This is a genomic window from Enterococcus saccharolyticus subsp. saccharolyticus, from assembly GCF_029023825.1.
GTDB lineage: Bacteria > Bacillota > Bacilli > Lactobacillales > Enterococcaceae > Enterococcus_F > Enterococcus_F saccharolyticus.
Window position 1 is genome coordinate 144,847 of the sequence record NZ_CP118957.1, and the last position, 26,029, is coordinate 170,875.

At 38.2% G+C, this 26,029-nt stretch carries 24 protein-coding genes and 1 pseudogene; 15 read left to right on the forward strand and 10 right to left on the reverse strand.

Annotation, left to right across the window (positions count from 1 at the left end; all coding sequences use genetic code 11):
* Position 1: 1 nt before the first annotated feature.
* The 3 genes from PYW32_RS00730 to PYW32_RS00740 are packed head-to-tail and all read right to left on the reverse strand — an operon-like array spanning position 2 to position 1,910.
* A complete protein-coding gene (locus tag PYW32_RS00730) occupies positions 2-1,015 on the reverse strand; it encodes a DUF4097 family beta strand repeat-containing protein (RefSeq protein ID WP_016176181.1) in 1,014 nt (337 codons plus the stop codon).
* On the reverse strand, positions 1,012-1,596 hold the full coding sequence (locus PYW32_RS00735; RefSeq protein WP_016176182.1) for a DUF1700 domain-containing protein: 585 nt from the start codon (positions 1,594-1,596) through the stop codon (positions 1,012-1,014). The genes PYW32_RS00730 and PYW32_RS00735 overlap by 4 nt, the downstream gene beginning before the upstream one ends.
* A complete protein-coding gene (locus PYW32_RS00740; RefSeq protein ID WP_016176183.1) occupies positions 1,593-1,910 on the reverse strand; it encodes a PadR family transcriptional regulator in 318 nt (105 codons plus the stop codon). The genes PYW32_RS00735 and PYW32_RS00740 overlap by 4 nt, the downstream gene beginning before the upstream one ends.
* 194 nt (positions 1,911-2,104) lie before the next feature.
* Between PYW32_RS00740 and PYW32_RS00745 the strand changes: the two genes are divergently transcribed.
* Positions 2,105-2,512, forward strand: coding sequence for a CopY/TcrY family copper transport repressor (locus PYW32_RS00745; protein ID WP_016176184.1), 408 nt, complete (start codon positions 2,105-2,107; stop codon positions 2,510-2,512).
* A 12-nt stretch (positions 2,513-2,524) separates the two neighbouring features.
* A complete protein-coding gene (locus PYW32_RS00750; RefSeq protein ID WP_016176185.1) occupies positions 2,525-4,981 on the forward strand; it encodes a heavy metal translocating P-type ATPase in 2,457 nt (818 codons plus the stop codon).
* 87 nt (positions 4,982-5,068) lie between these two features.
* On the opposite strand, the gene PYW32_RS00755 is transcribed toward PYW32_RS00750, so the two are convergent.
* The 4 genes from PYW32_RS00755 to PYW32_RS00770 all read right to left on the reverse strand — a co-directional run bounded on the left by PYW32_RS00755 (position 5,069) and on the right by PYW32_RS00770 (position 8,049).
* Positions 5,069-5,671: a TetR/AcrR family transcriptional regulator gene (locus PYW32_RS00755; RefSeq protein ID WP_016176186.1), complete on the reverse strand. Its 603-nt coding sequence runs from the start codon at positions 5,669-5,671 to the stop codon at positions 5,069-5,071.
* Positions 5,672-5,729: 58 nt separating this feature from the next.
* Positions 5,730-6,416 (reverse strand): ABC transporter ATP-binding protein, encoded by a 687-nt coding sequence (locus PYW32_RS00760; protein ID WP_016176187.1) that lies wholly within the window; start codon positions 6,414-6,416, stop codon positions 5,730-5,732.
* A 3-nt stretch (positions 6,417-6,419) separates the two neighbouring features.
* A complete protein-coding gene (locus tag PYW32_RS00765) occupies positions 6,420-7,475 on the reverse strand; it encodes an ABC transporter permease (protein WP_016176188.1) in 1,056 nt (351 codons plus the stop codon).
* Positions 7,476-7,584: 109 nt separating this feature from the next.
* Positions 7,585-8,049, reverse strand: coding sequence for a GNAT family N-acetyltransferase (locus PYW32_RS00770; protein ID WP_016176189.1), 465 nt, complete (start codon positions 8,047-8,049; stop codon positions 7,585-7,587).
* Between the two features lie 132 nt (positions 8,050-8,181).
* Between PYW32_RS00770 and PYW32_RS00775 the strand changes: the two genes are divergently transcribed.
* The 3 genes and pseudogenes from PYW32_RS00775 (at position 8,182) to PYW32_RS00785 (ending at position 10,514) form a co-directional block, all read left to right on the forward strand.
* Complete coding sequence (locus PYW32_RS00775; RefSeq protein ID WP_016176190.1) at positions 8,182-9,369, forward strand: MFS transporter; 1,188 nt, start codon at positions 8,182-8,184, stop codon at positions 9,367-9,369.
* A gap of 209 nt (positions 9,370-9,578) precedes the next feature.
* Positions 9,579-9,994, forward strand: a pseudogene (locus PYW32_RS00780) (DUF554 family protein); the annotation flags it as partial.
* A 61-nt stretch (positions 9,995-10,055) separates the two neighbouring features.
* A complete protein-coding gene (locus PYW32_RS00785) occupies positions 10,056-10,514 on the forward strand; it encodes a TspO/MBR family protein (protein ID WP_016176193.1) in 459 nt (152 codons plus the stop codon).
* A 60-nt stretch (positions 10,515-10,574) separates the two neighbouring features.
* Here the strand turns inward: PYW32_RS00785 and PYW32_RS00790 are convergent, their stop codons facing one another.
* Entirely contained in the window at positions 10,575-12,377 is a 1,803-nt protein-coding gene (locus tag PYW32_RS00790; protein WP_016176194.1) for a M3 family oligoendopeptidase, read from the reverse strand.
* Between the two features lie 96 nt (positions 12,378-12,473).
* Between PYW32_RS00790 and PYW32_RS00795 the strand changes: the two genes are divergently transcribed.
* Both PYW32_RS00795 and PYW32_RS00800 read left to right on the forward strand, forming a co-directional pair.
* Positions 12,474-12,977: a VanZ family protein gene (locus tag PYW32_RS00795; RefSeq protein ID WP_016176195.1), complete on the forward strand. Its 504-nt coding sequence runs from the start codon at positions 12,474-12,476 to the stop codon at positions 12,975-12,977.
* A 44-nt stretch (positions 12,978-13,021) separates the two neighbouring features.
* Positions 13,022-13,744 (forward strand): YebC/PmpR family DNA-binding transcriptional regulator, encoded by a 723-nt coding sequence (locus PYW32_RS00800; RefSeq protein ID WP_016176196.1) that lies wholly within the window; start codon positions 13,022-13,024, stop codon positions 13,742-13,744.
* 41 nt (positions 13,745-13,785) lie between these two features.
* On the opposite strand, the gene PYW32_RS00805 is transcribed toward PYW32_RS00800, so the two are convergent.
* On the reverse strand, positions 13,786-15,192 hold the full coding sequence (locus PYW32_RS00805; RefSeq protein ID WP_016176197.1) for a L,D-transpeptidase family protein: 1,407 nt from the start codon (positions 15,190-15,192) through the stop codon (positions 13,786-13,788).
* Between the two features lie 197 nt (positions 15,193-15,389).
* Positions 15,390-16,379 carry an L-lactate dehydrogenase gene (locus tag PYW32_RS00810; RefSeq protein ID WP_016176198.1) on the reverse strand — a complete coding sequence of 330 codons (990 nt, stop codon included), beginning with the start codon at positions 16,377-16,379 and terminating at the stop codon, positions 15,390-15,392.
* A 322-nt stretch (positions 16,380-16,701) separates the two neighbouring features.
* On the opposite strand from PYW32_RS00810, the gene pth reads away from it, so the two are divergent.
* The 8 genes from pth (at position 16,702) to hpt (ending at position 25,979) form a co-directional block, all read left to right on the forward strand.
* Entirely contained in the window at positions 16,702-17,262 is a 561-nt protein-coding gene (gene pth, locus PYW32_RS00815; RefSeq protein ID WP_016176199.1) for an aminoacyl-tRNA hydrolase, read from the forward strand.
* Positions 17,263-17,272: 10 nt separating this feature from the next.
* Positions 17,273-20,806, forward strand: coding sequence for a transcription-repair coupling factor (gene mfd, locus PYW32_RS00820; protein WP_016176200.1), 3,534 nt, complete (start codon positions 17,273-17,275; stop codon positions 20,804-20,806).
* 15 nt (positions 20,807-20,821) lie between these two features.
* Positions 20,822-22,411, forward strand: coding sequence for a putative polysaccharide biosynthesis protein (locus PYW32_RS00825; RefSeq protein ID WP_016176201.1), 1,590 nt, complete (start codon positions 20,822-20,824; stop codon positions 22,409-22,411).
* On the forward strand, positions 22,411-22,677 hold the full coding sequence (locus tag PYW32_RS00830) for an RNA-binding S4 domain-containing protein (protein WP_016176202.1): 267 nt from the start codon (positions 22,411-22,413) through the stop codon (positions 22,675-22,677). Before PYW32_RS00825 ends, PYW32_RS00830 begins: the two co-directional genes overlap by 1 nt.
* A gap of 72 nt (positions 22,678-22,749) precedes the next feature.
* Complete coding sequence (locus PYW32_RS00835) at positions 22,750-23,166, forward strand: FtsB family cell division protein (RefSeq protein ID WP_016176203.1); 417 nt, start codon at positions 22,750-22,752, stop codon at positions 23,164-23,166.
* A gap of 177 nt (positions 23,167-23,343) precedes the next feature.
* Positions 23,344-23,796 (forward strand): S1 domain-containing RNA-binding protein, encoded by a 453-nt coding sequence (locus PYW32_RS00840; protein ID WP_016176204.1) that lies wholly within the window; start codon positions 23,344-23,346, stop codon positions 23,794-23,796.
* A gap of 83 nt (positions 23,797-23,879) precedes the next feature.
* Positions 23,880-25,265 carry a tRNA lysidine(34) synthetase TilS gene (tilS, locus tag PYW32_RS00845; RefSeq protein WP_016176205.1) on the forward strand — a complete coding sequence of 462 codons (1,386 nt, stop codon included), beginning with the start codon at positions 23,880-23,882 and terminating at the stop codon, positions 25,263-25,265.
* A gap of 165 nt (positions 25,266-25,430) precedes the next feature.
* Positions 25,431-25,979 carry a hypoxanthine phosphoribosyltransferase gene (hpt, locus tag PYW32_RS00850; RefSeq protein ID WP_016176206.1) on the forward strand — a complete coding sequence of 183 codons (549 nt, stop codon included), beginning with the start codon at positions 25,431-25,433 and terminating at the stop codon, positions 25,977-25,979.
* Positions 25,980-26,029: the final 50 nt, after the last annotated feature.

The following is a 26,029-nucleotide window of genomic DNA, read 5'->3' on the forward strand; positions in this document are numbered from 1 at the left end:
ATTATTCAATAGTAATATTGCCGCTTTCAATGGTGGCATTGAAAATATGTTGGGCTTTTTGATTGCTTTCAAAAGAAGTGGTCGTTTGTTTGCCCGTTAAATTCGGGACACTTACTTTTCCATGCTCTGTTTGTAAGAAAAAGTGTGTGTCTTGTAAGGTTGATTTGGTTAATCCTAACGTAATGTCACCGTACTCACTTTTTAGGTTATTTTCGCCAGTGAAGGTGACGTGTTGCCCTTTGATAGTACCGCTTTCGGTTTTGAATTGAGTATTGTTAAACTGACTATTATCTAAAGTCATATTGCCAAATTCAGAGTGAATAGTTCCTGCGTGTAGGGTATTTTCTTCAAGAATCAGATTGCCTGATTCTGATTGGAAGGTCAGTTCGTCGATTGTGTTTTGCTTGAAGGTTGTATTGCCAACCTCATTGCGTGCCTTCAACGTAGCAAACGTAGTATCTGTCAGGACGAGTTTGCCTGATTCGACTGAAATTTTGGCCTGTTTTGCTTGAAGATGACTGAGAGTAGCTGTGCCGACTTCTACATGAATACTGACTGTATCAAGCATTTTTTCTGGCAAATAAAGTGTGATGCCTAATTGATCGCTTTGACCAATGCCCGTTGGATTAAATAGATTGTTAAAAAAAGAAATATCGATAAAAAAGTTTTGTGATCGTGTTTTTTCAAGAACGAGCGTACCGTCTTTTTCCTGGTAACGCAACGTTGAAGCGATATCACGATTGGTACTCAAATAGGAAAGATAGGCATATTCATCGTTGGATGGTTCAATGGTAAAATTCGCCACATCTAAACGAACATCCAATTCTTGGAAATCTTTCAAAGGTTCTTTGATTAATTCGATTTTTTGAACCGTTTGTTTTCCTTTTAAACTAAAATCATTTAAGTTGGCATAGGCAACATATTCTTTCCCACCCAAGAGAAAGCCAACTGCCGTTAAAATAAGTCCAATACCAATCAAGGTTAACGCGATGCGGCGTTGTAGTAACTGTTTCATGAATGACGCACCTGCTTTCTAGTCAAACGTGCCACAATATTAAGTGTCCAACGTTTGGTAATTTTCCAAAGTGCAGGGATGAGTGGTAAAATCAGCAATCCGATGCCAATCAATAGTACCCCTAAGCCAATGAGTGTCATGCCTCCTGAAAAAGAAAACGGCAAAGCGGCCAAACCACGTAAAATTAATTTGGCTGCGACTAAAAAATTAGCGACAAGCACTGAAATAAACGCGAACAACAAACTAAAAATGACGAGGATTCCTGAAAACAACAATAAAATAGCTGTTAAAGCAACCGGAATACCAATCGGTGCAGCAAAAATGGCTAAAAGTGCTAACCAAAAAGTGCGTTTCATTGACCATGTTTTGCCGGGAGTATGGGTTTGCTTTTCGACTAATTGATTTAATAATTCACTTGCTGCTTGTTTTGGGGTTCCTAGTTCGGCAATCACCATTTGTTCATTGTCGATACCCGCTTCCTCAAAATACTCCGTAAAGTAATCAATAGCATCGACATAATCTTCATGAGGTAATTTTTTTAAATACTTTTTTAATTGGTGTAAATATTCTTCTCGACTCATCCTCGTACGCCTCCTTCAATAATTGCTTCTAAACTGTCGCGATATAGTGCCCATTCACGCCTTAAAAATTGTAACTGTTCTTTTCCAGCTGCTGTCAGTGAATAATACTTACGTTTACGTCCTTGGAAAATTTGAGTGTAGGTTGTTAAGTAGCCATTTTTTTCTAATTTTTTTAGAATTGGATAAAGTATTGATTCTTTAATATCTGCAACTAGTTTAACGGTCTGACTAATTTCATATCCATAAGAATCCGCAGTTTCCACGACAGACAAAATAATACATTCAATCAATACAGATGATACTGGATAATACATATTTTATTCACATCCTTGATAGATCAATCTTTGTATATATAAAGATTTTATATATATAATTTATATACATCCTGCTATGAACGAATTGAAAAAGCAAATGAAAATTTTTTTGGTTTGTTGTTGACAAGTGTAGACGATATGAGTATAGTGAAGATATAAGGATTACATATGTAAATTTAAAAGGAGTGATTTCCATGCAAATTTCAAATGCAGAATGGCAGGTCATGCGGGTTATTTGGTCAAAAGAGCAAACGACGAGTAAAGAGATTACCCACTTATTACAGGATAAACTTCATTGGACTGCCTCTACGGTTAAAACATTACTGACACGTTTGGTTGCCAAAAAATTCGTTACAACGGAAAAATTAGGAAATCGATTTTTATATCGTCCGTTGATTACTGAAGAGGCGAGTGTCTTAGCGATGAGTCAGGAAGTATCTGAAAAAGTTTGTACGAAAAAAATTCCTTTAGTAATCATGGATTTAATTCAACAAAACGATTTAACTGCTGCAGATATTGCAGATTTAATGGAAGCTTTGCAAGCCAAAGAAGTTGTCACAACGACTGCTTGTCACTGTCTTTCCGGAAATCATCAATGTTAGGAGAGAAGAAAAATGAAAGAAACCTATGTCATTGAAGGCATGACGTGTGCTTCATGTGCGCAAACAGTGGAAAAAGCTGTGCAAAAAATTGACGGAGTACAGGTAGCAACTGTCAATCTAGCGACAGAAAAACTAAGTGTGACCGCAGAAAATGTGACAGATGAACAAATTAAACAGGCGGTTACAGATGCAGGATATCAAGTAGCCGATTCAACCATTGAGCAAATATTTATCATCGAAGGCATGACATGTGCTTCTTGTGCACAAACAGTGGAAAAAGCTACACAAAAAATTGACGGTGTCCAAGCAGCCTCCGTTAATTTAGCGACAGAAAAAATGGTTGCACGTTTTGATCTAGAAAAAGTAACACCAGCAACCATCTCAGAAGCTGTTGCGGCAGCAGGGTACCAAGCGACTGTTGCGAGTGAAGCGAAAGACGAAACAGAAGCAGTCGATAAAAAGGCAGCACACATTCAAGAAATGTGGTTCCGTTTCTTATGGTCAGCGATTTTTGCCATTCCGTTATTATATATTGCTATGGGGCCAATGGTCGGGTTACCTTTACCGACATTTATTCATCCAGATCATCATGTAGTCGCTTTTGCGGTTTTACAATTGTTGTTAACTATACCGATTGTTTATGAAGGACGATCATTTTATACGGTAGGATTTAAAGCGTTAGTCAAAGGTCATCCCAATATGGACTCGTTGATTGCAATTGGAACGTCAGCAGCGATTTTACAAGGAATCGTCATGACGATGCTCTTAGTAACGGGACGAGTGATTGTGCATTATGGACATCATCCGGATTTGTATTTTGAATCGGCAGGGGTCATTTTAACTTTAATCACGTTAGGAAAATATTTTGAAGCAGTATCCAAAGGGAAAACTTCAGAAGCTATCAAAAAATTAATGGGATTAGCACCCAAGACAGCACGAGTGGTTCGTCATGAAAAAGAGATTGAACTACCGATTGAACAAGTGCAAACAGGTGATATTGTTATTGTTCGTCCCGGAGATAAAATTCCTGTGGATGGGGTGATTGTGTCTGGTCATTCGGCTGTAGATGAAGCAATGTTAACGGGCGAAAGTATGCCTGTCGAAAAACGTGAAGGCGACAATGTGATTGGTGCGAGTATCAATAAAAATGGCTCTTTCCGTTTTAAAGCGACTAAAGTCGGAAAAGACACGACCTTATCGCAAATTATTCGGTTAGTCGAAGATGCACAAGGTTCCAAAGCTCCTATTGCAAAACTAGCCGATAAAGTTTCAGGCGTGTTTGTTCCAGTCGTTATTGTTTTGGCGATTTTATCGGGGGTAGCGTGGTTTTTCTTAGGGCAAGAATCATGGGTGTTCGCTTTAAGTATTACGATTTCGGTGTTGGTTATTGCTTGTCCCTGTGCGCTCGGTTTAGCGACCCCCACTGCGATTATGGTGGGCACAGGTAAAGGCGCAGAAAATGGTGTCTTAATTAAAAGTGGTGATGCGTTAGAAGCGACACAAAAAGTACAAACAATTGTTTTTGATAAAACGGGTACGATTACAGAAGGAAAACCAGTCGTGACAGATATTGTCACCTATCATGACTATTCAGAAGAAGAGGTACTGGTATTAGCCGCTTCAGCAGAAACCGGTTCCGAACACCCCTTAGGAGAAGCGATAGTTGAACGTGCTACTGCGCAGCAATTATCATTAACGGATGTGACAGATTTTCAAGCAATTCCTGGACATGGTATCGCTGTAACAGTTGCAGGCAAGGCTTTGTTATTGGGGAATCAAAAATTGATGAACGAACGTCATATTGAATTATTGGATGCGGTAGCGATGTCTGATCAACTAGCAAATGATGGCAAAACACCTATGTTTGTAGCTGCCGAGGGACAACTGATTGGTATTGTTGCGGTAGCAGACACGATTAAAGAAAATAGTGTCGCAGCTATCGATAAATTGCATCGTATGGGACTACAAGTAGCGATGATTACGGGCGATAACAAACGTACAGCCGAAGCAATTGCCAAACAAGTGGGTATTGACCGTGTCTTTAGTGAAGTATTGCCTGAAGACAAAGCCCAAGAAGTCAAAAATTTACAGACAGAAGGATTACATGTGGCGATGGTTGGGGATGGCATTAACGATGCACCTGCTTTGGCACAAGCCGATATTGGGATTGCAATTGGCTCAGGAACAGACGTTGCGATTGAATCTGCTGATATTGTGTTGATGCGTAGCGATTTGATGGATGTACCGACAGCGATTGAATTAAGTCGAGCGACCATTAAAAATATTAAAGAAAATCTCTTCTGGGCTTTTGCGTATAATGTATTAGGAATTCCGGTAGCAATGGGGATATTACATCTTTTTGGTGGCCCGTTGTTAAATCCTATGATTGCTGGTGCAGCGATGAGTTTTAGTTCTGTATCAGTTTTATTAAATGCCTTACGTTTAAAGGGATTTAAACCGAAGAAATAAAGGAAGTATTATTGTGAGATAAGCCTCTAATAAAAATAGCCGAACGATAAAATGAGTTACCTCATTCTATATCGTTCAGCTATTTTTTTATGTTTTAGCAATACCATCAATCAACCACTGCTTTCTAAAGCGAAAATCAGTGATTAATTCTGCTGTCGTCCAGTTGTTAACAATACAATCTGTTAAGGAATTCATGACTAAAGACATGATGAAATAGAGAAAACTTAATGCTTCTTCTGGTGAATCCATTTCAAAGTGATTGGTAGCAAGTAACGCGAACCATTGTTTAACCATAGGGGAATCTGGCGCCATTTTCGTGCGTTTCATGGCTTGTAGTTCATTGTTTTGAGTTAATAATTGTAATTTCTTCCAATAATCACTGTGACGATCGAGTTCGCTACAATAAATCAGAAATTGTTCAATTCCTAAGAAGAAATCTTGTTCATGTTGTTGAATCGATGAGAGAATCGCGTGATGAATGCTGATTGAACACTTGCTAATCAGATAAGTATACGCATCTTCTAAATCTTGAAAATATTTATAAAAAGCACCACGTGACATTTGCATGGCTTCAACAATTTCTGAGACTTTCACTTGGCTAACATGGCGATTATAAAAATTTTCCAAGAGAATTTGTTCGATGTGCGCTTTTTTTTCAACAGACAAATTTAGGAAGGTTTCTTTTGGCATGGCGGTTCTCCTTTTCAACACAATCTTCCTTGTATTATACTCGCAACAATTTTCTTTGTCACTGTTGAACAGGCGATTGTTCGATTAAGTAGCCATCTTCCATACGAAAAATACGATCACTATTTTGAATCATGCGCTCATCATGTGTCACCATAATGGTTGCTTTTTGTTTTTCATGTGCTTCTTTAATCAGTAAATTCACCACATCATAGGCATGCTCGGTATCTAAACTTGCGGTTGGTTCATCTGCTAAAATCAAACTAGGCTCATTATATAATGCACGAGCGATAGCGACACGTTGCCGTTCCCCACCAGATAAATCACGGGGATATTTTTCTTTTAAGTCATAAATATCCAACGAACGAAGCAAGTCATCTAGGCGTGTATTGTCTTCTTTACGTTTGGCTACTTTTTTTACTAATGTGAATTGTTCATGGACAGTTAAAAAAGGTACCAGATTAGAGCTTTGTAAAATAAAACCAATTTCTTTAAAGCGTAAGTCAGCACGCTTTTTTTCATTTAAATTGGAAAAATCTTGCCCATTAATTCGAATTTCACCAGAAGTGGGTGTTTGTAAACCACCGGAAATCGTTAGAAAAGTACTTTTGCCAGAACCTGATGGCCCGATAATACTCACGAATTCTCCTTGTTGAACGGTAAAATTAATTTCTTTCAGAGCGGTTACTTCGGTATGTCCGTTCCCAAATTTTTTGACAATCTGTTTCATGACTAAAATGTCTTTCATTTTTTATCCTCCTATCGCTGTAATTGGATCGACTTTGGCAACTGTCCGAATCGAAAAGAGACCGCCGATAATTGCGACAATAATAAATAGCCCACTATATACTAGCCATTGTGACCAAATAATCGCAAAAGGCATGACTTCTGGTAAGATGAAACTAGTGCCAAATGCTAACACCATTGCTAGGCCAACGCCAATCATCCCCACAATAAATGCTTGGGCAACTAATGAGTTGGCAATAAAACGATTGCGAATTCCTTGGGCTTTCATGACACCAAAAATCGCTGTTTTTTGTAGCGTAATCACATACATAAAGATACCTACGACTGCTGTTGCAACCACAAATAAGAAATAGATCATGGCATCTAGTGTTAAATTTTGTGCGGAATAACCAGGAATATTTTCGATTAAATCAGGAATTGTTAAAGAAACCATCATTTCATTCGCTGTTGGTAGTTGGGCTTTTTCTTTGGTTACCACAGCATTAATTGGTTGAGTTGTTAACGGTTGGTCACCAAATTTAAGTTGTGTCCAAGTATCCAGAGTCGTGTAGATAACTGGTGTAACGGTGTAATAATTTTCCGCAGTAATCCCAACAATTTTTAAAGGTTCAGGGTAATTACCAATCTTGATTGTATCACCAATTTGATAGGTCTCTTTTGCTAAGTTTTCAGGAATGATAATTTCATTCTTTGTTTTGAATGGATGCCCTTTAATAAGCTTTGGCAATAAGAACGCATCATTGGTTGTTCCGAAAACAGTGACATTTTGTTGCTGGTCTTTGATAGCACCACTATAAATACCGATGGGTGCTTTCTGCTTGGCTGTTACTTGTTCAAAATCATCCATTGTTAATTGAGAGGCTGCCAATGTTTTGTTGGCTTCTTCGGATAAGACGATTTCTTGCGCTTGCCAATCATCTACGCCTTTTTTAAATTCTTCGGCCAAACCACGTGCTAAACCAGAGAGCATAAATACGACATAAGCGATTAAAACCATCATGCCAATGATTAAACCATAACGTAATTTAGCGTAACGCATTTCTTTGATTGCTAAAAACATGGTTTATTCCTCCTTGTGTTTAATAGTGACAAAATGTCACTTACAGAAAGAGTGTAACGCAAAAGTGACATTTTGTCACTAATGATGCAAAAAGAAGGAAACTCCTTCTTTAAAATTGTTTCAAATACCAACAATCCATCGTGTCGTGTCCGCTTGATCCTAACGGTATAGTGAGTTTTTCAAAATGATTTTTTTCATATAGGTGGATGGCTTTGTCCATTGTGGAAAATGTTTCTAAATAGATTCCTTGATAGTGGACTTTGGCAAATTCAAGTGCTTGAGTCATCAACTGTTGTCCGTAGCCTTTGCCTTTGACTGTATGACTGAGATAGAGTTTTTGTAATTCTGCCACATGTTCTTTAAATGGAGCAACGCCAACACCTCCAAGGACTTGCTCATTTTCTACGAGAACCCAATAAGCAGCATTTGGTAGCGAATAGAAATGAGATAACTGATCTAGCTCAGAATCAAAATAAGCTGTTCCGGGAACATCTAAGTGGTAATATTCTAAATTTTCACGAATAATGTTAGCAATGGCAGCATTGTCTTTTTCTTGTATGGGACGAATATGCATCTTTCTTCTCCTTTTGAGTGATTTTATTCGAAAATAATAATGAAAATTCTTTTTAGTACTTGAAAGTTTCAGAAAACTCATGTAGAATTTTGAAGGTTTAATTAATTTTATAAAGTTGGGGATGGATTTGCAATGTCTAAGTATCAACGAAAAGTTTTAGTTTCTACTTCTGCGGGAATCGCATTAGAAAACATGGATATTATGTTTCTTGCGTTTTCACTTTCTTCTATCATTTCAACATTTGGGATTTCAGGCACACAAGCAGGACTAATTGCAACGGTCACCAATTTAGGAATGTTAGTTGGTGGTATCTTTTTTGGGTTAATGGCGGACAAGTATGGTCGTGTCAAAGTCTTTTCTCAAACAGTTATTTTATTTTCGATTGCGTCATTATTAATGTATTTTGCATCAAATATTTATTTAGTGTATTTATTCCGTTTTATCGCTGGAATTGGTGCTGGTGGGGAATATGGGGCATGTATGTCGTTAATTTCTGAAACATTTCCCAAAAAACATTTAGGAAAAGCCGCGTCTACGGCAGGAATTGGTGCCCAAGTTGGTGCCATGCTCGCAGCGGTTTTAGCTTCGTTGATTATTCCCCTTTATGGTTGGAAAATGTTGTATGTGATTGGGGTTTTACCAGTCATTATGGTCTTATTCATTCGTCGTGATTTGAAAGAACCCGAAGCATTTGAGAAAAATAAAGCAACTGGACGTAAGACCAGTTTATTGGAATTATTTGCGACACCTAAAATTGCTTGGCAAACAATTGGTTTAAGTACTATGGTCACTGTTCAAATTGCTGGTTACTTTGGATTAATGAACTGGTTGCCTTCCATTATGCAAGCGCGTTTAGGGTTATCTGTATCGGGTTCTTCTTTATGGATGGTGAGCACCATTGTAGGGATGTCAATTGGTATGATGACGTTTGGGACAGTTATGGATAAAATCGGTCCACGTCGTTCGTTTGCCATTTTCTTGATTTGTTCGGCTTTGTCCGTATATTTATTAGTCTTAGCCAATAATCAATGGACATTGATCGCGGCTGCTGTCGTGGTAGGGTACTTTATTAATGGGATGTATGGTGGATATGGTGCAGTGATTAGTCGTTTGTATCCAACCGAAGTACGCGCAACTGCGAATAATTTTATTATGAATTTAGGTCGTGCGGTGGGTGGTTTTTCTTCGATTGTGATTGGCTTTTTAATGGATAACTACAACTTACAAGCAGTTATTTTGTTCTTATCAATTATCTATTTAATTAGCTTAACTGTTCTTATGACCATTCCAGGTGTGAAAGAATTAAGAGAAAAAGCGTAAAAGGAGTAGTGCTACTCCTTTTTTTATTAGGAGCACATCAATGAAAATTTTTAGAAAGAAATGGTTTCACCTATTTTTAGTGGTATTTTCTTAGTCGGTTTTACATTATTAGGAATAGGATCAGAAAAAGTCCTAAGAAAAGGGGAGTGAGCAGTGTTCAGTGGGGTACTTATCAATAGTGCCGCAATTATTTTAGGTGGCTGTTTGGGCGCAATTTTGCGGAAGGGTTTGTGACAGCATCGCTCATTTTTGTGATTGGTTCGATGGGAATTATTGGTTCGATTGAAAGTGGCGTCTCAGGAAATCATGCGACCTTATATACAAAAGCTGTAATGGATGGTTTTTTATCCATTATGTTGACCGCTTCTTTAGGTGTGGGCGTGTTATTTTCAGCCGTACCGATTTTCTGCTATCAAGGCGCAATTGTCTTAGCTGCCAGTGTCTTGGTTCGTTTGATTCCCTCTGAGTTGATGACCGAATTAATGGGGAAATTAGTGCGATTGGCGGCATTATGATTGTAGGCATCGGCTTAAATATTTTAAAAATCAGTTATATTCGAGTGTCAAATTTCTTACCAGGAATTCTTGTGATGGTACTTTTAATGTGCGTTCAATATTTCTATTAAATGGTTATCAGTAGGTTTCTTTTTTTACCTGTGCTACTCTAGAAAAGAGGAGGTTATTTAGATGAAATGGCTTATTTGGTTACTTAGTGTGATTGGAATTGAGTTAACAGGGTTTATTTCTAGTTTTTTTGCAGGTGATATTCAAAGTGTCTATCAAGAATTACAGAAACCACCCTTATCACCAGCCGGTAGTGTGTTTGGCATTATGTGGACGATTCTTTATGCGATGATCGGGACAGCGCTGTTTTTATTGATTACATCCAAAGCAAAGGGCAAACAAACAGCAATTGTGTTATTTATTATGCAACAAGTGTTAAACTTTTCTTGGAGTATCATTTTCTTTGGAGGCAGTCAGTATTGGTTAGCGAGTGTAGTTATCGTGGCGTTAATCCTTTTGATTGGCGTTTGTATCAAGGTCTTTTATCGTATTCATCCATTAGCAAGCTATTTATTTGTACCATATCTTCTTTGGTGTTTATTTGCCGCTTATTTATGTATTGGTATTGCTATTTTAAATTAAAACAATGCTCCAAACGGAAGGCACGATATTTGTGCCTCTCGTTTGGAGCGTTTCTTTTCTTTACAGATAGTCTGCGGTTAATGCCATGAATTCATTAATGTCGTTTAAGACCATATCGATTCCCGCTTGCCAGAAATCTGGTTTTGTTAAATCTACTTGTAAATGTTTTTGTGCCAAATCTTCCGTTGTCATTGAAGCAGTATCGCGTAACAATGCAATATACTCATCTTCAAAGTTAGCACCTTTTTGATTGGCATAGGCATAAATACCCATACTAAATAAATACCCAAATGTATATGGGAAGTTATAAAATGGAACATCATCAATAAAGAAGTGTAATTTAGCTGCCCAGAAGTGTGGATGGTAGGTGCCTAAGCTATCTAAATAACTTTCTTTTTGAGCTGCTACCATCATTTCTGTGATTTGTTCAGAAGAAACCAATCCTTTTTGACGTGCTTGGTAGAAATTATTTTCAAAAATGTAACGCGTATGGATATTCATAAACATCGCAATGGCATTTTGCATTTTTGCATCTAATAAATTGATTTTTTCTTCTTTGGTTTTCGCTTCTTTTAATGTAGCATCGGCAACGATTAATTCAGCAAATGTGCTGGCAGTTTCAGCAACGTTCATAGCGTAATCTTGATTTAAACTAGGTAAATCCCACAAGACACTGCTATGGAATGCGTGTCCTAATTCATGGGCAAGTGTGGCAACTTCATTGACTGAATTGCTGTAAGTCATGAAAATACGGGATTCTTGGGTTTCTGGTAAGCTTGTGCAATATCCGCCTGGACGTTTTCCTGGACGATCTTCGGCTTCAATCCAAGCGTTGTCAAAGGCCAATTGCGCAAATTCAGACATTTTTGGGCTGAATTTTTGGAAATTTGCTACGATAAATTCTGCCGCAGCGTCAAAAGAGTATGTCCGCTCTTGCATCTCGCCTAAAATAATTGGGGCATCTTGGTCTTGCCAATCCATTTTCTCTTTGCCAAACAATTGCGCTTTACGTGTTAAGAAGTCAACGATTGGTTGTTTGTTTTGTTGAATCGTTGCCCACATCGTATCTAGCGTTTCTTGTTTTAAACGATTGTATTCCAATGGTTCTTTTAAGTAATTCTCCACCCCGTGTAATTTTTGGGTCGACAAACGGAAACCATCTAAATGATTTAAAGTATCGGCAAATAAATCCGCTTTTGCACGCCAAGCTTGTTCCCATTTTTCAAACAGTTCTTGACGTACAGCGGCATCAGGATCGCCCATCATTTTATTGAAGGCTTGTCCAGCCGATAATTGAATTTCCGTGCCATCTTCTTGAGCAAATGGAATAGTAATGCTTGCGACAATTGTGTCGTAATGTTCACTCCACGCATTTAAGCCATCTAATTTCAACGTATTGATGATATTTTCTTCAGCTTCCGATAATAGTTCATTGCCATCACGACGGATTTCGGTCAAACGGAACGCAACGGTTGCTAGTTCAGGTGTGGCCATTTGTTCTGCCCAAGTATCGTCAGCAATTTCTGTTAATTTTTTCGAGAAAATAGTGCTCGCTAATTGGTATTCTGGTAATTTGCTATATAATTCGCTAGATAAAATTTTGGCTTTACTATCATTCACATTGCTTGATAATAAGGCGTTAATAAAGCTTGAACATTGTCCAAAGCCATTACTAATAATTTCTGCTTGCTGTAGCAGTTGCACCAAAGCATCTGTGGTGTCACTGGTTGGTGCCCAAGTTGTAACTGCTTGATGGTATGCATGAATTTCTTTTGATAGTTGTGCCATGCGTTGTTTTAGTTTTTCTGAATCGCTTCCGCCTGGAAAAATTGATTCTAAGTCCCAGTTGATTGCATAAGTCATGAAAAAAACTCCCTTCTGTTTTCCTTATCCAGTATAACATAACTGTTTCTTTGCTAAACAGAAAATGCTAAGATGAGGTATTGAGGTGAAAGAACAGTGAAAAAAGGCATAAAAAATGGAAATACCTATTTAATAATTGGGTTTATTGTCATGGCTATTTTATTTTACAGCTCGTCGCAATCGTATGAAGAGCAATCGCAAATTGGTTTGTTGATGGCACTCTTCAAAAATGAACCATTAAAAGATTGGCTAAGTAAGATTTCGTTTGTCTACGCGGGCAGTGAGGTCAGTATTCAAGCAAAAGGTTATTTTGCTTTTATTGAGTTTTTTGTGCGTAAATTTGCGCATTTTGGCACGTATTTTGTGTTAGGAGGCAGTTTTTGTTTAGGGTTATTTCCCAAATTGAATTCGTTGGCTTTAGCTGCTTTCTTTGGTTGGATGGCAGCAACAGGGTATGCGGGAATGGATGAATTTCATCAGATGATGACGAATGGGCGCACCCCGTTGTTTCAAGATGTCATGCTTGATTCCATTGGCGCTTTAACAGCCGTCATTTTATGTTGGTTGATCATTGGATTACGTCAAAAAAGAGTTCTTTGAAAAAAGTGGAAAACTTCGTAAAATAAACAGAGGAGGCGATTGATTTGGCTGGACATAGTAAATGGAAAAATATTCAAGGAAGAAAGAATGCGCAAGATGCGAAACGAGGAAAAATCTTCCAAAAATTATCAAGAGAAATTTATATTGCTGCTAAAAATGGAGGTGCCGACAGCGCATCAAACCCTGCTTTGCGTTTGGCATTAGATAAAGCCAAAGCGGCCAATATGCCCAATGATAATGTCGAACGCGCAATAAAAAAAGCCACCAGTTCGACAGATGGTGCCAACTATGATGAAGTGGTTTATGAAGGATATGGACCGGGTGGTGTCGCAATTTTAGTAGAAACGTTAACCGATAATCGCAATCGAACGGGAACCAACATTCGAGTAGCCTTTAGTCGTAATGGCGGCAATCTTGGTGAAACGGGTTCAGTGAGTTATATGTTTGACCGAAAAGGGTATCTAGCGATTGAACGAGCAGCGATTTCCTTGGATGAAGAAGAGATGTTGGAAAAAGTCTTGGAGGTAGGCGGTGAAGATTTAATTACTTCTCCAGAGGTCTTTGAAATCTATACTGCTCCAGAAGAGTTTACAATGGTTCGCGATGCTTTAGAAAAAGAGTTTACGTTAGCACAAGCAGAATTAACGATGCTTCCACAAACAACGACAATTTTAACGGACGAACAACAAACACAATTTGAACAATTAATCGAAAAGCTCGAAGATGACGATGATGTATCGGAAGTCTATACATCGATTGGCGAATAAAAAAAGCAGTTGAACGGAAAATGCCGTTCAACTGCTTTTTGTTAAATTACAATGACTGGTGTTCCTACTTCAACCATGTTGAACAATTCGGCCATAACCCCTGGAGGAGTGTTCACACAACCGTGCGAGCCAACAGTTTTCCATAGTTCGCCACCATAAGCTGGTTGCCAACTTGAATCGTGAATACCGACCCCTGTCCAATCGATGGGCATCCAATAGTCAACTGGTTCTGCATATTTTGACCCATCATCGTTGGTTCCACGCAATGTCGCATTGCGTTCTTTATTCCAGATATAAAATACTCCTGGAGGCGTTGGTGTTTTAGGTTTTCCAGAAACGATATCCGTTTCTAAAGCTACTTTGCCATCTTTGTAGTACCACATATGTTGATTTTCCAAATCTACTTCAACATACGTATTTGTGAAGAGTGCCGCACCGGCATCAGCACTACCTTGAGCAATCGGAGAACGGGTGAAGTCTTCTCCTTTTGATAAGTCGGCAATCAAAGCGTCAGTCTCATCATCTGGTGCAATCGTCCAACTCAAAGTCCCAGCAGGAACAGAAACTTCTCCACGGCGACTACTCTTAAATGTCGAATCATTGGTGCTTGTGTTGTATTTTTTGCCTAAAGAAGCGACGTATTCACGTACTTTATCCCGATTAATATCGGCTTTGCCATCTTTATAAGACAACCAATCCATAATTTTATCTTTGGGAATTTCAAAGGTATTGCCATTAATCGTATATGAAGCATTAATATGTGCGATTTTGTTTAAGGCGTCCGCTTCTTTGTTTAGTTCTGGATTATCTGCCGTAATTTTTGGCGTTGTTTTATAAGTATCTAAACTTAATTCCTCTTTGCCAGCTAATAATTCAGTTTTGAAATCGGCCACAGTTTTGTCGACATCGAATTTTGTTCCGGTTACTTCCGGTGTAATTTCGAAGCCATCTGCTCCTTTGGTTAATTTCGCATCGGCTGTAACTTGACGATCTTTATTCAAAGCGTCGAGTTCTTTTTTCAACTCTTCTGTTTTGCTTGCTAGAATTGTTTCATCAAAAGCGGCTTCGTTTAATGAAAGGTTTTGTTTAGAACCAAGGGAAGCTGTTCCCCATAACCATTGACTTTGGTCGGCTTTGATTTTTTCCAATTCAGAAGTAAAATCTGTATTTAAACCAAATTCGTGTTTATTTATTTTTTTCCATTCTTGGTCATTTTCTTTTAACGTAAATTCTTGTGATGCATAATGATCATGTAGTTTTTTATTTGCTTCTTCTACAGTCAACTCACTTACGTTGATATCTTCAACATACGTTTTAGGTAAAAAACGATCAACATAATATGTACTACGATAAGAATAACCTGCGACAACAACCAAAATACCCACCAATACGCCAATGATGACTTTTTGTGTCGTCGATGTCATTGAACGCTTTTTAGAAAGAGACATAGAGATATTCAACTCCTCATAAATTTAAAATTGAGCTACATTACAGTAAGTTAGTAATATCATAGCACATTTACACTTGAAAACGAGAATAATGCTTAAAAAGTGCGTGAATTCTAATAAATATTTAAAAAAAGAAGTGCGCGTGACCTAAAAGCTGGTCACGTTCACTTCTTTTCATCCATTCATCGAGCTACCAATTATTTGTTGGCCGCATCTTCAGCGTCTAATTTTTCAAAAGCAGCATCTAAAATGTCTTTTAATTGTTTTGCTGAAGCAGCCATACGATCTTTTTCGCCATCATTTAATGGGATTTCAATGACTTGTTTTATACCTTGCGCATTGATAATTGCAGGCGCACCAATGTAGACGTCTTCTAAGCCATATTCGCCATTCATATAAACAGATAATGGTAATACGGCATTTTCATCATCTAAAATAGCTTTAGTAATACGTGCTAATGCTACGGCAATTCCGTAGAAAGTTGCTCCTTTTCGTTCGATAATCGTGTACGCTGCGTCACGTACGCTAAAGAACAAGTTAACCATAGCTTCTTCATCAACTTCTGGATGATTTTTCACCCATTCATAAATTTGTAAACCAGCCACATTGGCATGAGACCAAACAGGGAACTCTGAATCACCATGTTCGCCTAGGATATATGCGTGAACGTTACGTGCATCAACGTCTAATAATTGTGCTAATGCTTGACGAAAACGTGCAGAATCTAAAGAAGTACCTGAACCAATAACGCGTTCTTTCGGGAAACCTGAGAATTTCCAAGTTGAATAAGTTAAGATATCTACCGGATTAGCTGCGATTAAGAAAATTCCATCAAATCCTGAATCAACAATCTGTGTTACTACTTCACGATTGATTTTTAAGTTTTTGTGAACTAAATCTAAACGTGTTTCGCCTGGTTTTTGAGGTGCTCCGGCAGTAATTACGACGATATCTGCATCGTGTGCGTCTGCGTAAGTTGCTGCATAGATTTTTTTAGGAGAAGTGAAAGCTAATGCGTGTGATAAATCTAGAGCGTCTCCTTCAGTTTTTGGTACGTTGATATCAATAATGCCGATTTCTTGGGCGATGTTTTGAGTTACTAAGGCAAATGCGTAGCTAGAACCTACTGCGCCATCTCCAACAAGAATAACTTTTTGATGATCTTTTTTTAATGTTTGTGCAGTCATCGGTGTATCAATCCTTCCACTTTTTGTTTTAGTATTTCCTTTACATTTACTATGTTACCATCTTCACGAGGATTTGTCATGTGATTTATGAAACAATGTAACAGTTTTTTTACTGTTTTAGTTGTAAATGCTTACTTCACAAAGCTGTACTTATTTTTAATTGGTAAAATAGTTAAAGAAATCCTTATCAAAGCGTGTAATTTTGGGCGTTTGACAAGGAATATGGTATAATTTTAAAAAATACGCGCAGAAACTGGACAATGAACAATTGTCCAGCATTTTGCGTGAGGTTGAAAAAAATGGAACAAATGGAGATAGATAAATGAAAATGATTGTCGGACTGGGAAATCCCGGTAAAAAATATGAACAAACAAAACATAACGTGGGCTTTATGACAGTGGATCGTCTAGCGAAACGTTTTAATGCAACCTTCAAAAAAAATTCGTTTGAAGCAGAAGTAGCTGATTTTTTTGTGAATGGCGAAAAAATTTTATTAGTTAAACCTCAAACATTTATGAACGAATCGGGCCGAGCTGTGGGGCCGTTAATGACGTATTTTGGTGTCTATCCAGAAGAATTAGTGGTTATTTATGATGATTTAGATTTAGCTTTGGGGAAAATCCGCTTGCGCCAAAAAGGGAGTGCGGGTGGACACAATGGCATGAAGAGTATTATTTCTCATTTAAATACACAAGAATTTGATCGTATTAAAATTGGTATTGATCGTCCAAAACCAGGAATGACGGTCGTGAATCATGTCTTAAGTGGTTTTTCAAAAGACGATCAACCTTTAATTGAAGGAAGTATTGACAAAGCGATGGAAGCGACCATCGATTATATTGAAAAAAATGATTTTATTGCTACGATGAATCGTTTTAATTAGGAGGACAACAATGGATTTAATTAGTTTAATAGAAAAAACTCCTTTTATTAAAGAGTGGCATCAAGGCATTGAAGAGAAGATGCAACGGCAGTTAATTACCGGTTTAGCTGGTTCAGCGAAAACCTTAGCTATTGCGAGCACGTATCAAAAGTTCCGTCGTCCAACAGTTGTTGTGACGGCGAATTTGTATTACGCAAACCAATTAGCAGATGATTTACGTCAAGTGATGGATGATGTGTATATTTTTCCAGTCGATGAAGTCCTTTCTGCAGAAATGGCCTTTGCTTCACCAGAAGCAAAAGCAGAGCGTGTCCTTACTTTACATGCGATTGCCTCCAATCAACCGGGAGTATATGTTTTACCAGTAGCCGCGATTCGGAAATTTTTGCCAACGCTCAAAACATGGCAAGAAGTACAATTTTCATGGCATGTTGGCGATGAGATTGATGTTGAGCAATTACCACAACAATTGGTATTGATGGGCTACGAACGTCAAACGATGATTGGGAAACCCGGTGAATTTAGTATTCGCGGGAGTATTATTGATATTTATCCGTTGCACACAGAATATCCCATTCGAATTGAATTGTTTGATGTTGAGATTGATTCGATGCGCTATTTCGATGTCGAAACGCAACGCTCTATGGAAAATTTAGAAGAAGTGTTGTTGTTACCTACGACAGAATTAGTTTTCTCACAAGCAAACTTAACAAAAGGGAGTGAAAAACTCCAAGAATTATTGACCAAACGCTTAGCAGTAACGAGTGAACCAACGGATAAAGCTTTTTTATCTGATTATTTCGGTCAGCTAATTGCTTCGTGGCAAGATGGTATTCCCGGCGATACAGCTAATTTTTATACGGATCTTTTGTATCAAGAAAAGCAAACCATTTTAGATTATTTTGCGAAAGATACATTATTATTGGTGGACGATTATGCACGAATGATGGAAACCAACCGTGAAATTGAACGCGAAGAAGGCGAATGGCATACGCAAAAAATTTCCGAATTACGGGTCTTTTCAGAACAGACTTTTGGAACGAATGTTCATCAATTATTTCAACGTCTAACGTTTACGACTACCTATTTCTCTTTGTTCCAAAAAGGAATGGGCAATTTACGTTTTCAAGCGATTCATAGTGTGCAATATCGACCAATGCAACAATTCTTTGGTCAGATGGGTTTGTTAAAAGTTGAAATTGATCGTTGGGAAAAGCAACAGCAAACCGTGGTGTTCTTAGTTGGCAATCATGAGCGTGCGAAAAAACTGGAACAAGATTTTCGTGACCATGAAATCTATGCGGTAGAAACTACGCCGGATCGTTTGTTTACGGGACGTTCGCAAATTGTCGAAGGTACGTTACAAAGTGGTTTTGAATTACCTCAAGATCATGTCGTGGTGGTAACAGAACAAGAGATGTTCCAAAAAGTCACTAAAAAACGGACGCGTCGTCAAACTGTGACCAATGCGGAACGTTTAAAAAGCTACAATGAATTAAAGACAGGCGATTATGTTGTCCATGCGAATCATGGGATTGGGAAATATATTGGGATGCAAACCTTAGAGGTGGATGGTGTCCATCAGGATTATATGACCATTGTGTACCAAAACGACGATAAATTATTTATTCCAGTGACGCAACTGAATTTAATTCAAAAATATGTCACTTCAGAATCTAAATCACCAAAGATTAATAAACTTGGTGGAACAGAATGGGCGAAGACCAAACGCAAAGTTTCCAAAAAGATTGAAGATATTGCGGATGACTTAATTCAACTGTATGCGAAGCGAGAAGCTGAAAAAGGGTATGCTTTTGCGCCAGACGATGCGTACCAACGTGAATTTGAAGATGCTTTTCCTTACAGTGAAACAGATGACCAATTACGTAGTACAGCTGAAATTAAACGTGATATGGAAAAAGAAAAACCAATGGATCGCTTGTTAGTCGGTGACGTTGGTTTTGGGAAAACCGAAGTAGCTTTACGTGCGGCATTTAAAGCTGTCAAAGAAAGCAAACAAATCGCATTTTTAGTACCTACGACAATTTTAGCGCAACAGCATTATGAAACGATGGTGGATCGATTTGAAGGATTCCCTGTCAATATTGGCTTACTCAGTCGTTTCCGTACGAAAAAACAACAAAACGAAACGATTAAAGAAATTAAAGAAGGTAAAATCGATATTGTTGTAGGGACACACCGCATTTTGTCACAAGACATTGAATTTGCTGATTTGGGCTTATTAGTGATCGATGAAGAGCAACGATTTGGTGTGAAACATAAAGAACGCTTGAAACAATTACGTTCACAAGTCGATGTCTTAACGCTGACCGCTACTCCGATTCCAAGAACGTTACACATGTCGATGCTAGGTGTGCGTGACTTATCAGTAATTGAAACGCCGCCTGAAAACCGCTACCCGATTCAAACCTATGTCATGGAAACGAATCCTGGTGCTATCCGTGAAGCTATTTTGCGTGAAATGGCTCGTGGCGGACAAGTTTTCTACCTATATAATCGAGTGGATACGATTGAACAAAAAGTGGATGAATTGCAAGCTCTTGTTCCGGATGCCCGCATTGGCTATGCTCATGGACAAATGACCGAAGTGCAGTTAGAAAATACGTTGTTTGATTTTATTGAAGGACAATATGATGTGTTAGTGACAACTACCATTATTGAAACGGGTGTGGATATTCCGAATGCCAATACGTTATTTGTTGAAAATGCTGATTATATGGGCTTATCAACGCTCTACCAATTGCGCGGACGTGTTGGGCGAAGCAATCGTGTTGCCTATGCTTATTTCATGTATGAACAACAAAAAATCTTAAATGAAGTCAGCGAAAAGCGACTACAAGCGATTAAAGACTTTACTGAATTAGGTTCGGGTTTCAAAATCGCGATGCGTGATTTGTCGATTCGTGGTGCAGGAAACTTATTGGGTGCCCAACAACACGGCTTTATTGATTCTGTCGGTTTTGATATGTATGCGCAAATGTTATCGGAAGCAGTCGATCGCAAGCAAGGGAAAAATACGCAAACTAAAAAAACCTCCGTTGAAATTGACTTGGGCGTCGATGCCTACTTGCCAACGGAATATATTAATGATGAACGTCAAAAAATTGAAATCTACAAACGTATTCGTGAATTGGAAAGTATGGATAGTCTTGATGAATTACAAGATGATTTAATTGACCGTTTTGGCGAATATCCAGATGAAGTCGCACACTTATTGATGGTGGGTGAAATCAAGATGAATGGTGATCGAGCGTTAATTGATACTATCCGTAAACAGGGACCGATTATTCAGTTTATTTTGAGCAAAGTTGGTACCAAAGCATATACAGTGGAACAATTATTTGCAGCTTTATCAAAAACCAAACTCAAAGCGACATTAGGTGTCGAAAAAGAACAAATGCACATCAAATTAACTGTGCCAAAAGGTATGAAACAAATGGTTTGGTTGCATGAAGTACAAGAATTCGTCAAAGCTTTACGTGAAATACGCTACCAAGAACAATTACAGCAAAAGCATGGTTAGCAAGGAGGAGGCCACATGGCTCGAAATCAAATGCAACGGATGATGAAAGGCGCGTTTGTGCTAACGTTAGCTTCTTTTATCGCCAAATTATTGAGTGCAGTGTATCGGGTTCCTTTTCAAAATTTTGTTGGTGATGAAGGGTTTTATGTGTATCAACAAGTCTATCCTATCTATGGGTTAGCAATGACATTGGCGTTATCAGGGTTGCCACAATTTATTTCTAAACTTGTAGCAAGTCAAAAAAATCCCCAAAAGCAACAACAAGCCTTGGATGAGATTTATCCTTTGGTCTTTTGGTTTTCTATTTGTTTATGGGGAATCACCTTTTTCTTTAGTGGCTTCATTGCGGTTATCATGGGAAATGAGTCGTTGAAACCACTCATTCAAGTGGTGTCCTTTACGTTTTTATTAGTTCCACCGTTATCCTTTTATCGTGGGAACTTTCAAGGGAATTTATTAATGGTTCCTTCGGCGGTTTCACAAGTTTCGGAACAATTTTTACGTGTAGGAGTCATTTTGTTAGCTGCTTCGGCGTTTCATCGTTTTTCACTCACGATTTATCAAGTGGGGACTTTGGCGATGACTGGAGCATTTATCGGTGGTGTCGTGGCATGGCTATTGTTGGCCTATTACGATCATAAAATTTTTGGTACACACCAACGTTTTTTACGAGTACCAAAGACCTTCACTGTTTCAAAACGCATGCGTCGCAAATTTTTTGTCGAAGGCGGTCTACTTTCAATCTATAGTGGGTTGTTGATTTTATTTCAGCTAGCAGATTCCTTTTTCATTGTGAATGCGTTGGAATTTCAAGGCGTTGCAGAACAAAGCGCTCGGATTGCGAAAGGGATCTATGACCGTGGACAACCACTTGTCCAATTAGGGTTAGTTGCTGCGACCGCCTTAAGTACGACCTTTTTACCAGCGTTGACGGCTTGTTTAATTGAACAACGGGGAGAACAATTTTTAAAATCAGCCAAGATGTATCTACGTTTGACGATTGGGTTGGCCTTAGCAGCATCTACTGGGTTAGCAGTGTTGTTGCCATACATTAATTATGCGTTGTTCAAAGGCAATGCGGGGAGTGTTGCGTTAACGCTGTTTGTGTTTTCAATTGTGTTAACAGCGACAATTCAAGCGTATCAAAGTATTGCGCAAAGCCAAAACTATTTTCGCCGTTCATTAAAAGCAGCGGGGTGGGGAATAGGTGTTAAATTTGTTGTAACTGGGCCGTTTACTTTATTATTTGGTACAATTGGGGCAAGTTTATCAACTTTAGTAGGATTAGTTGTCATCTTGTGGTATCTTATCAAACAAGAAGATTCCCGCATCAATGTTTTTTGGAAAGAACGTCATTTTGGTAGTAAATTACTTATCTGTACAATCGGGATGGTGATTGGGTTGCTGATTTTTTACGCCTTATTAACCGCGACGGTTGGTACACCAGTCAGTCGTTTACAAGCATTACTTTTTAGTTTATTGGGAGTTGTCATCGGTGGAACCATCTTTATTCAATTTGCTATTCGTTTAGAATTATTGACGTTACGTGAATGGCTGATGATTCCATTCGGTAAGAAAATTTTACGTTTCATGGGAGGAAAATAATGCGTTTAGACAAGTTTTTAAAAATTTCAAGAATTATCAAACGTCGTTCTGTTGCGAAAGAAGTGGCAGATAAAGGACGTATTCAAATTAATGGCACTTTAGCAAAATCAAGTAGTTCAGTCAAAGTGGGCGATATCTTAAAAATTCAATTTGGAAACCGTATTTTAGAGGTAGCAGTCAAAGAGTTACATGAATCAACGAAAAAAGAAGATGCTGCCAAAATGTATGAACTTTTATCAGAAACAAGAGTCGATAATTTCGAGTAAATTAGGTTAGACAAGCGTTTCTGATGTTGGTATAATAAAAAAGACAGTCAAGAAAGATTGGAGCGAGTACCTGTGAGCAAAGAGGGAAAAGACAATGTGAAAATCTTAGACACAGACTATGCCAAAGAACAGTATGCCAAATATGCGTATCAACAACGACAAATTATCTTTCGTCGTCGTCGCTTAATGGCTGTTTTCGTGGTCGCATTCGTGGTTTTTTTGAGTGTCGGCATTTCCTTGTTTAACGATTATTTGCGTCTGCAACGATTGCAAGACGTCAAACAAGAAACCATCGCGAAACAAACGGAAGTGAAACAAAAAATGGCGAATCTAAAAAGAGATGTGGCATTATTAAAAGACGATGATTATGTCGCTAAAGTTGCCCGTAGCCGTTTCTTATATTCAAAAGAAGGTGAGTTAATCTTCCCATTACCTGGGAATGAAGCTGCTGAAAAAGCAGATGATTCAACAACTGAATCAAGCGAATAACTCGCACTGTTCATTAAACTTGTGTCGTGCAACGTTTGTGTAAAAATTTTTGCACACGTATAAAGCATAAATAAAATAACCGTAGAAACTACGGGGATTGCTCGTATCACGAGAATCTTATGACGACATCATAAGAAGTTTTCAAAATGGGACAAAAATTAGGAGGAACATTTTTTTATGTCAATCGAAGTTGGAGCGAAACTACCTGGAAAAGTGTCAGGGATTACAAATTTTGGTGCGTTTATTGATTTAGGTGGAGGCAAAACTGGACTTGTTCACATCAGTGAAGTATCTAACGGCTTTGTCAAAGATATTAACGATGTTTTAAAAGTTGGCGATGAAGTAACCGTACTTGTAACAACCATTGGAAATGATGGAAAGATTGGATTATCAATCCGTAAGGCAGAAGACAAACCAAAAGAAGAGAAACGTGACTTTCCGAAAAAAGACTTTAATCGATCAAGTCCGAAAAAATCATTCCCACGTAACAATCAACAAATGCAAGGGAATAACAAACAAGACTTCGATTCATTAATGAGTTCGTTCTTAAAAGACAGTGATGATCGTTTATCATCTTTACGTCGTAACACAGAAGGCAAACGTGGGGGCCGTGGCGGTCGCCGTAACTAATGATTAAATTGGAACAGGTAGGGGATTTTTGAGATGAATTTCCTCACCTGTTTTTTGTTTTGAATGCACAAGGAGGAAACCGTATGCTAGCAAAAAAAGTCGCACGATTAGTGGAAGAAAACCAATTGTGGCAAGCAAACGATCGTCTGTTACTCGCAGTATCAACCGGTGTAGATTCAATGGTATTGATGCACGTGTTGGAAACTCTTTCTGTACCTTTTGGTGTGGTTCATGTCAATCATCAATTACGTGAGGCGTCGTATCAAGAAGCACTTTTTTTAACGGAGTATTGTCAGCAACGTCAGATTCCCTTGTATCAAACACGTTGGGAGCAACCAGCAATAACCGGAGTCGAAGCGGCTGCCCGACAGTTTCGTTATACATTTTTTCAACAAATTATGACACAATATGGCTATTCAGTTTTGTTAACAGCCCATCATAGTGATGATCAGATGGAAACCATTTTGATGAAGCTGGTACGTGAAGGCAACTTTTTTAGTAGTAGCGGTATTCGTTTGTCTCAAGCTTTTGGTGAAGGCATGTTGATTCGTCCGTTATTAACCACGACCAAGGCGGAAATTTTAGCTTATAGTCAGACCAATGGTGTACCATATTTTGAAGATGAAACCAATTTTTCTTTGGACATGCAACGCAATCGGCTTCGTCATCACGTAGTACCTTTCTTGCAAGCTGAAAATCCGCAAGTGCATCATCACTTCCAACAATGGTCGAATCAAACAATTTGGGCGCAAGAAATCATTGCTGAACAGCAACAACAGTGGCTGGAGCGTTTGGTGACTGTGGACCAACAGGGGTACCATTTTGACTTAGCTGATTATTTCAATCTTTCAGAAGCCAAACGTTATTTCTTTTTGCAAGCATTGAAACAACAACTACAAATCGAGGAACAAATTGGCTTCACAGAAAAACAAATCCAACAAGCGATGCAGCTTTTTTCAGGACCAGCACAAGGAACGGTGATGTTAGCTAAACAATGGCACATCAAAAAAACGTACCAACAGATTACAATTGCTCAAAAAGTGAAAGAAAAGATTACAGGGACACAGTTTCGCTTGAAAATTGGTGAGGCATATTTTTTATCCGAGGAAGAATGGATTGGAATTTTTCCTATAGGCGAAGAAAAAATTCCCGAAAAAGTCAAACTTTGGTCAGAGTATCGCCAAGATTTGTCGGTAAACTTTCCTTTTGTAACCGTCCTTAGAAAACGTCAAAGTGGCGATAAAATCGCTTTAAATCGGCATTTAACTAAAAAAATCCGGCGCTTTTTTATCGATAAAAAAATTCCAAACGAAAAACGTGAACAAGCTTGGGTGCTAACAACCGAACAAGAAGAGGTTTTAGGATTGATACCTTACGCTTTTTCCTATTTGAGTATTGCGAAAGAAACTGATAAAATACACTACGTACTGCTTTATCGAAGGATGAAAGAAACAAACTACAATTTGTAGTGTTAAAATAGCCACTTTTTGATTTTAATGAAAAAAATCATCGAGATGATAAGAAGTCAAACCGCCTGAACAATGGGGTTTGCTTGGAAGAGTGAGTATAAAATAGGCCCTTTTCTCAAGAAATGTTCGCACATATTAGGAGTAGAATTTGGAAGGAGAAACAAGATGTTAGAAAAAGACATTGAAAAAATCTTAATTACAAGAGAAGAAATCCAGAAACGTTGCGAGGAATTAGGTAAAGAGTTAACTGACGAATACGCTGATAAAAATCCTCTCGTTGTAGGTGTCTTAAAAGGTGCTGTACCATTTATGGCAGATATCGTCCGTGAAATGGATTGCTACTTAGAATTAGATTTTATGGATGTTTCAAGTTATGGCAATGCAACTGTATCGTCTGGTGAAGTAAAAATTATCAAAGACTTAGATACAAACGTGGAAGGTCGCGACATGTTGATTGTTGAAGATATTATCGACAGTGGTCGTACTTTAGCTTACTTAGTTGATTTATTCAAATACCGTAAAGCGAAATCTGTGCGTATTGTTACATTATTAGACAAACCTGAAGGACGCGTAGTCGATATTGAAGCTGATTATATCGGTTTTGACGTACCAAATGAGTTTGTTGTTGGTTATGGTTTAGACTATGCGGAGCAATACCGTAACCTTCCTTATGTAGGGGTATTAAAACCAAGCGTTTACGAAACAAAAGAGTGACCGTTTCTAAAAAAATTGTGATACAATGGAAAGGTCAAAGTAAGACAAAT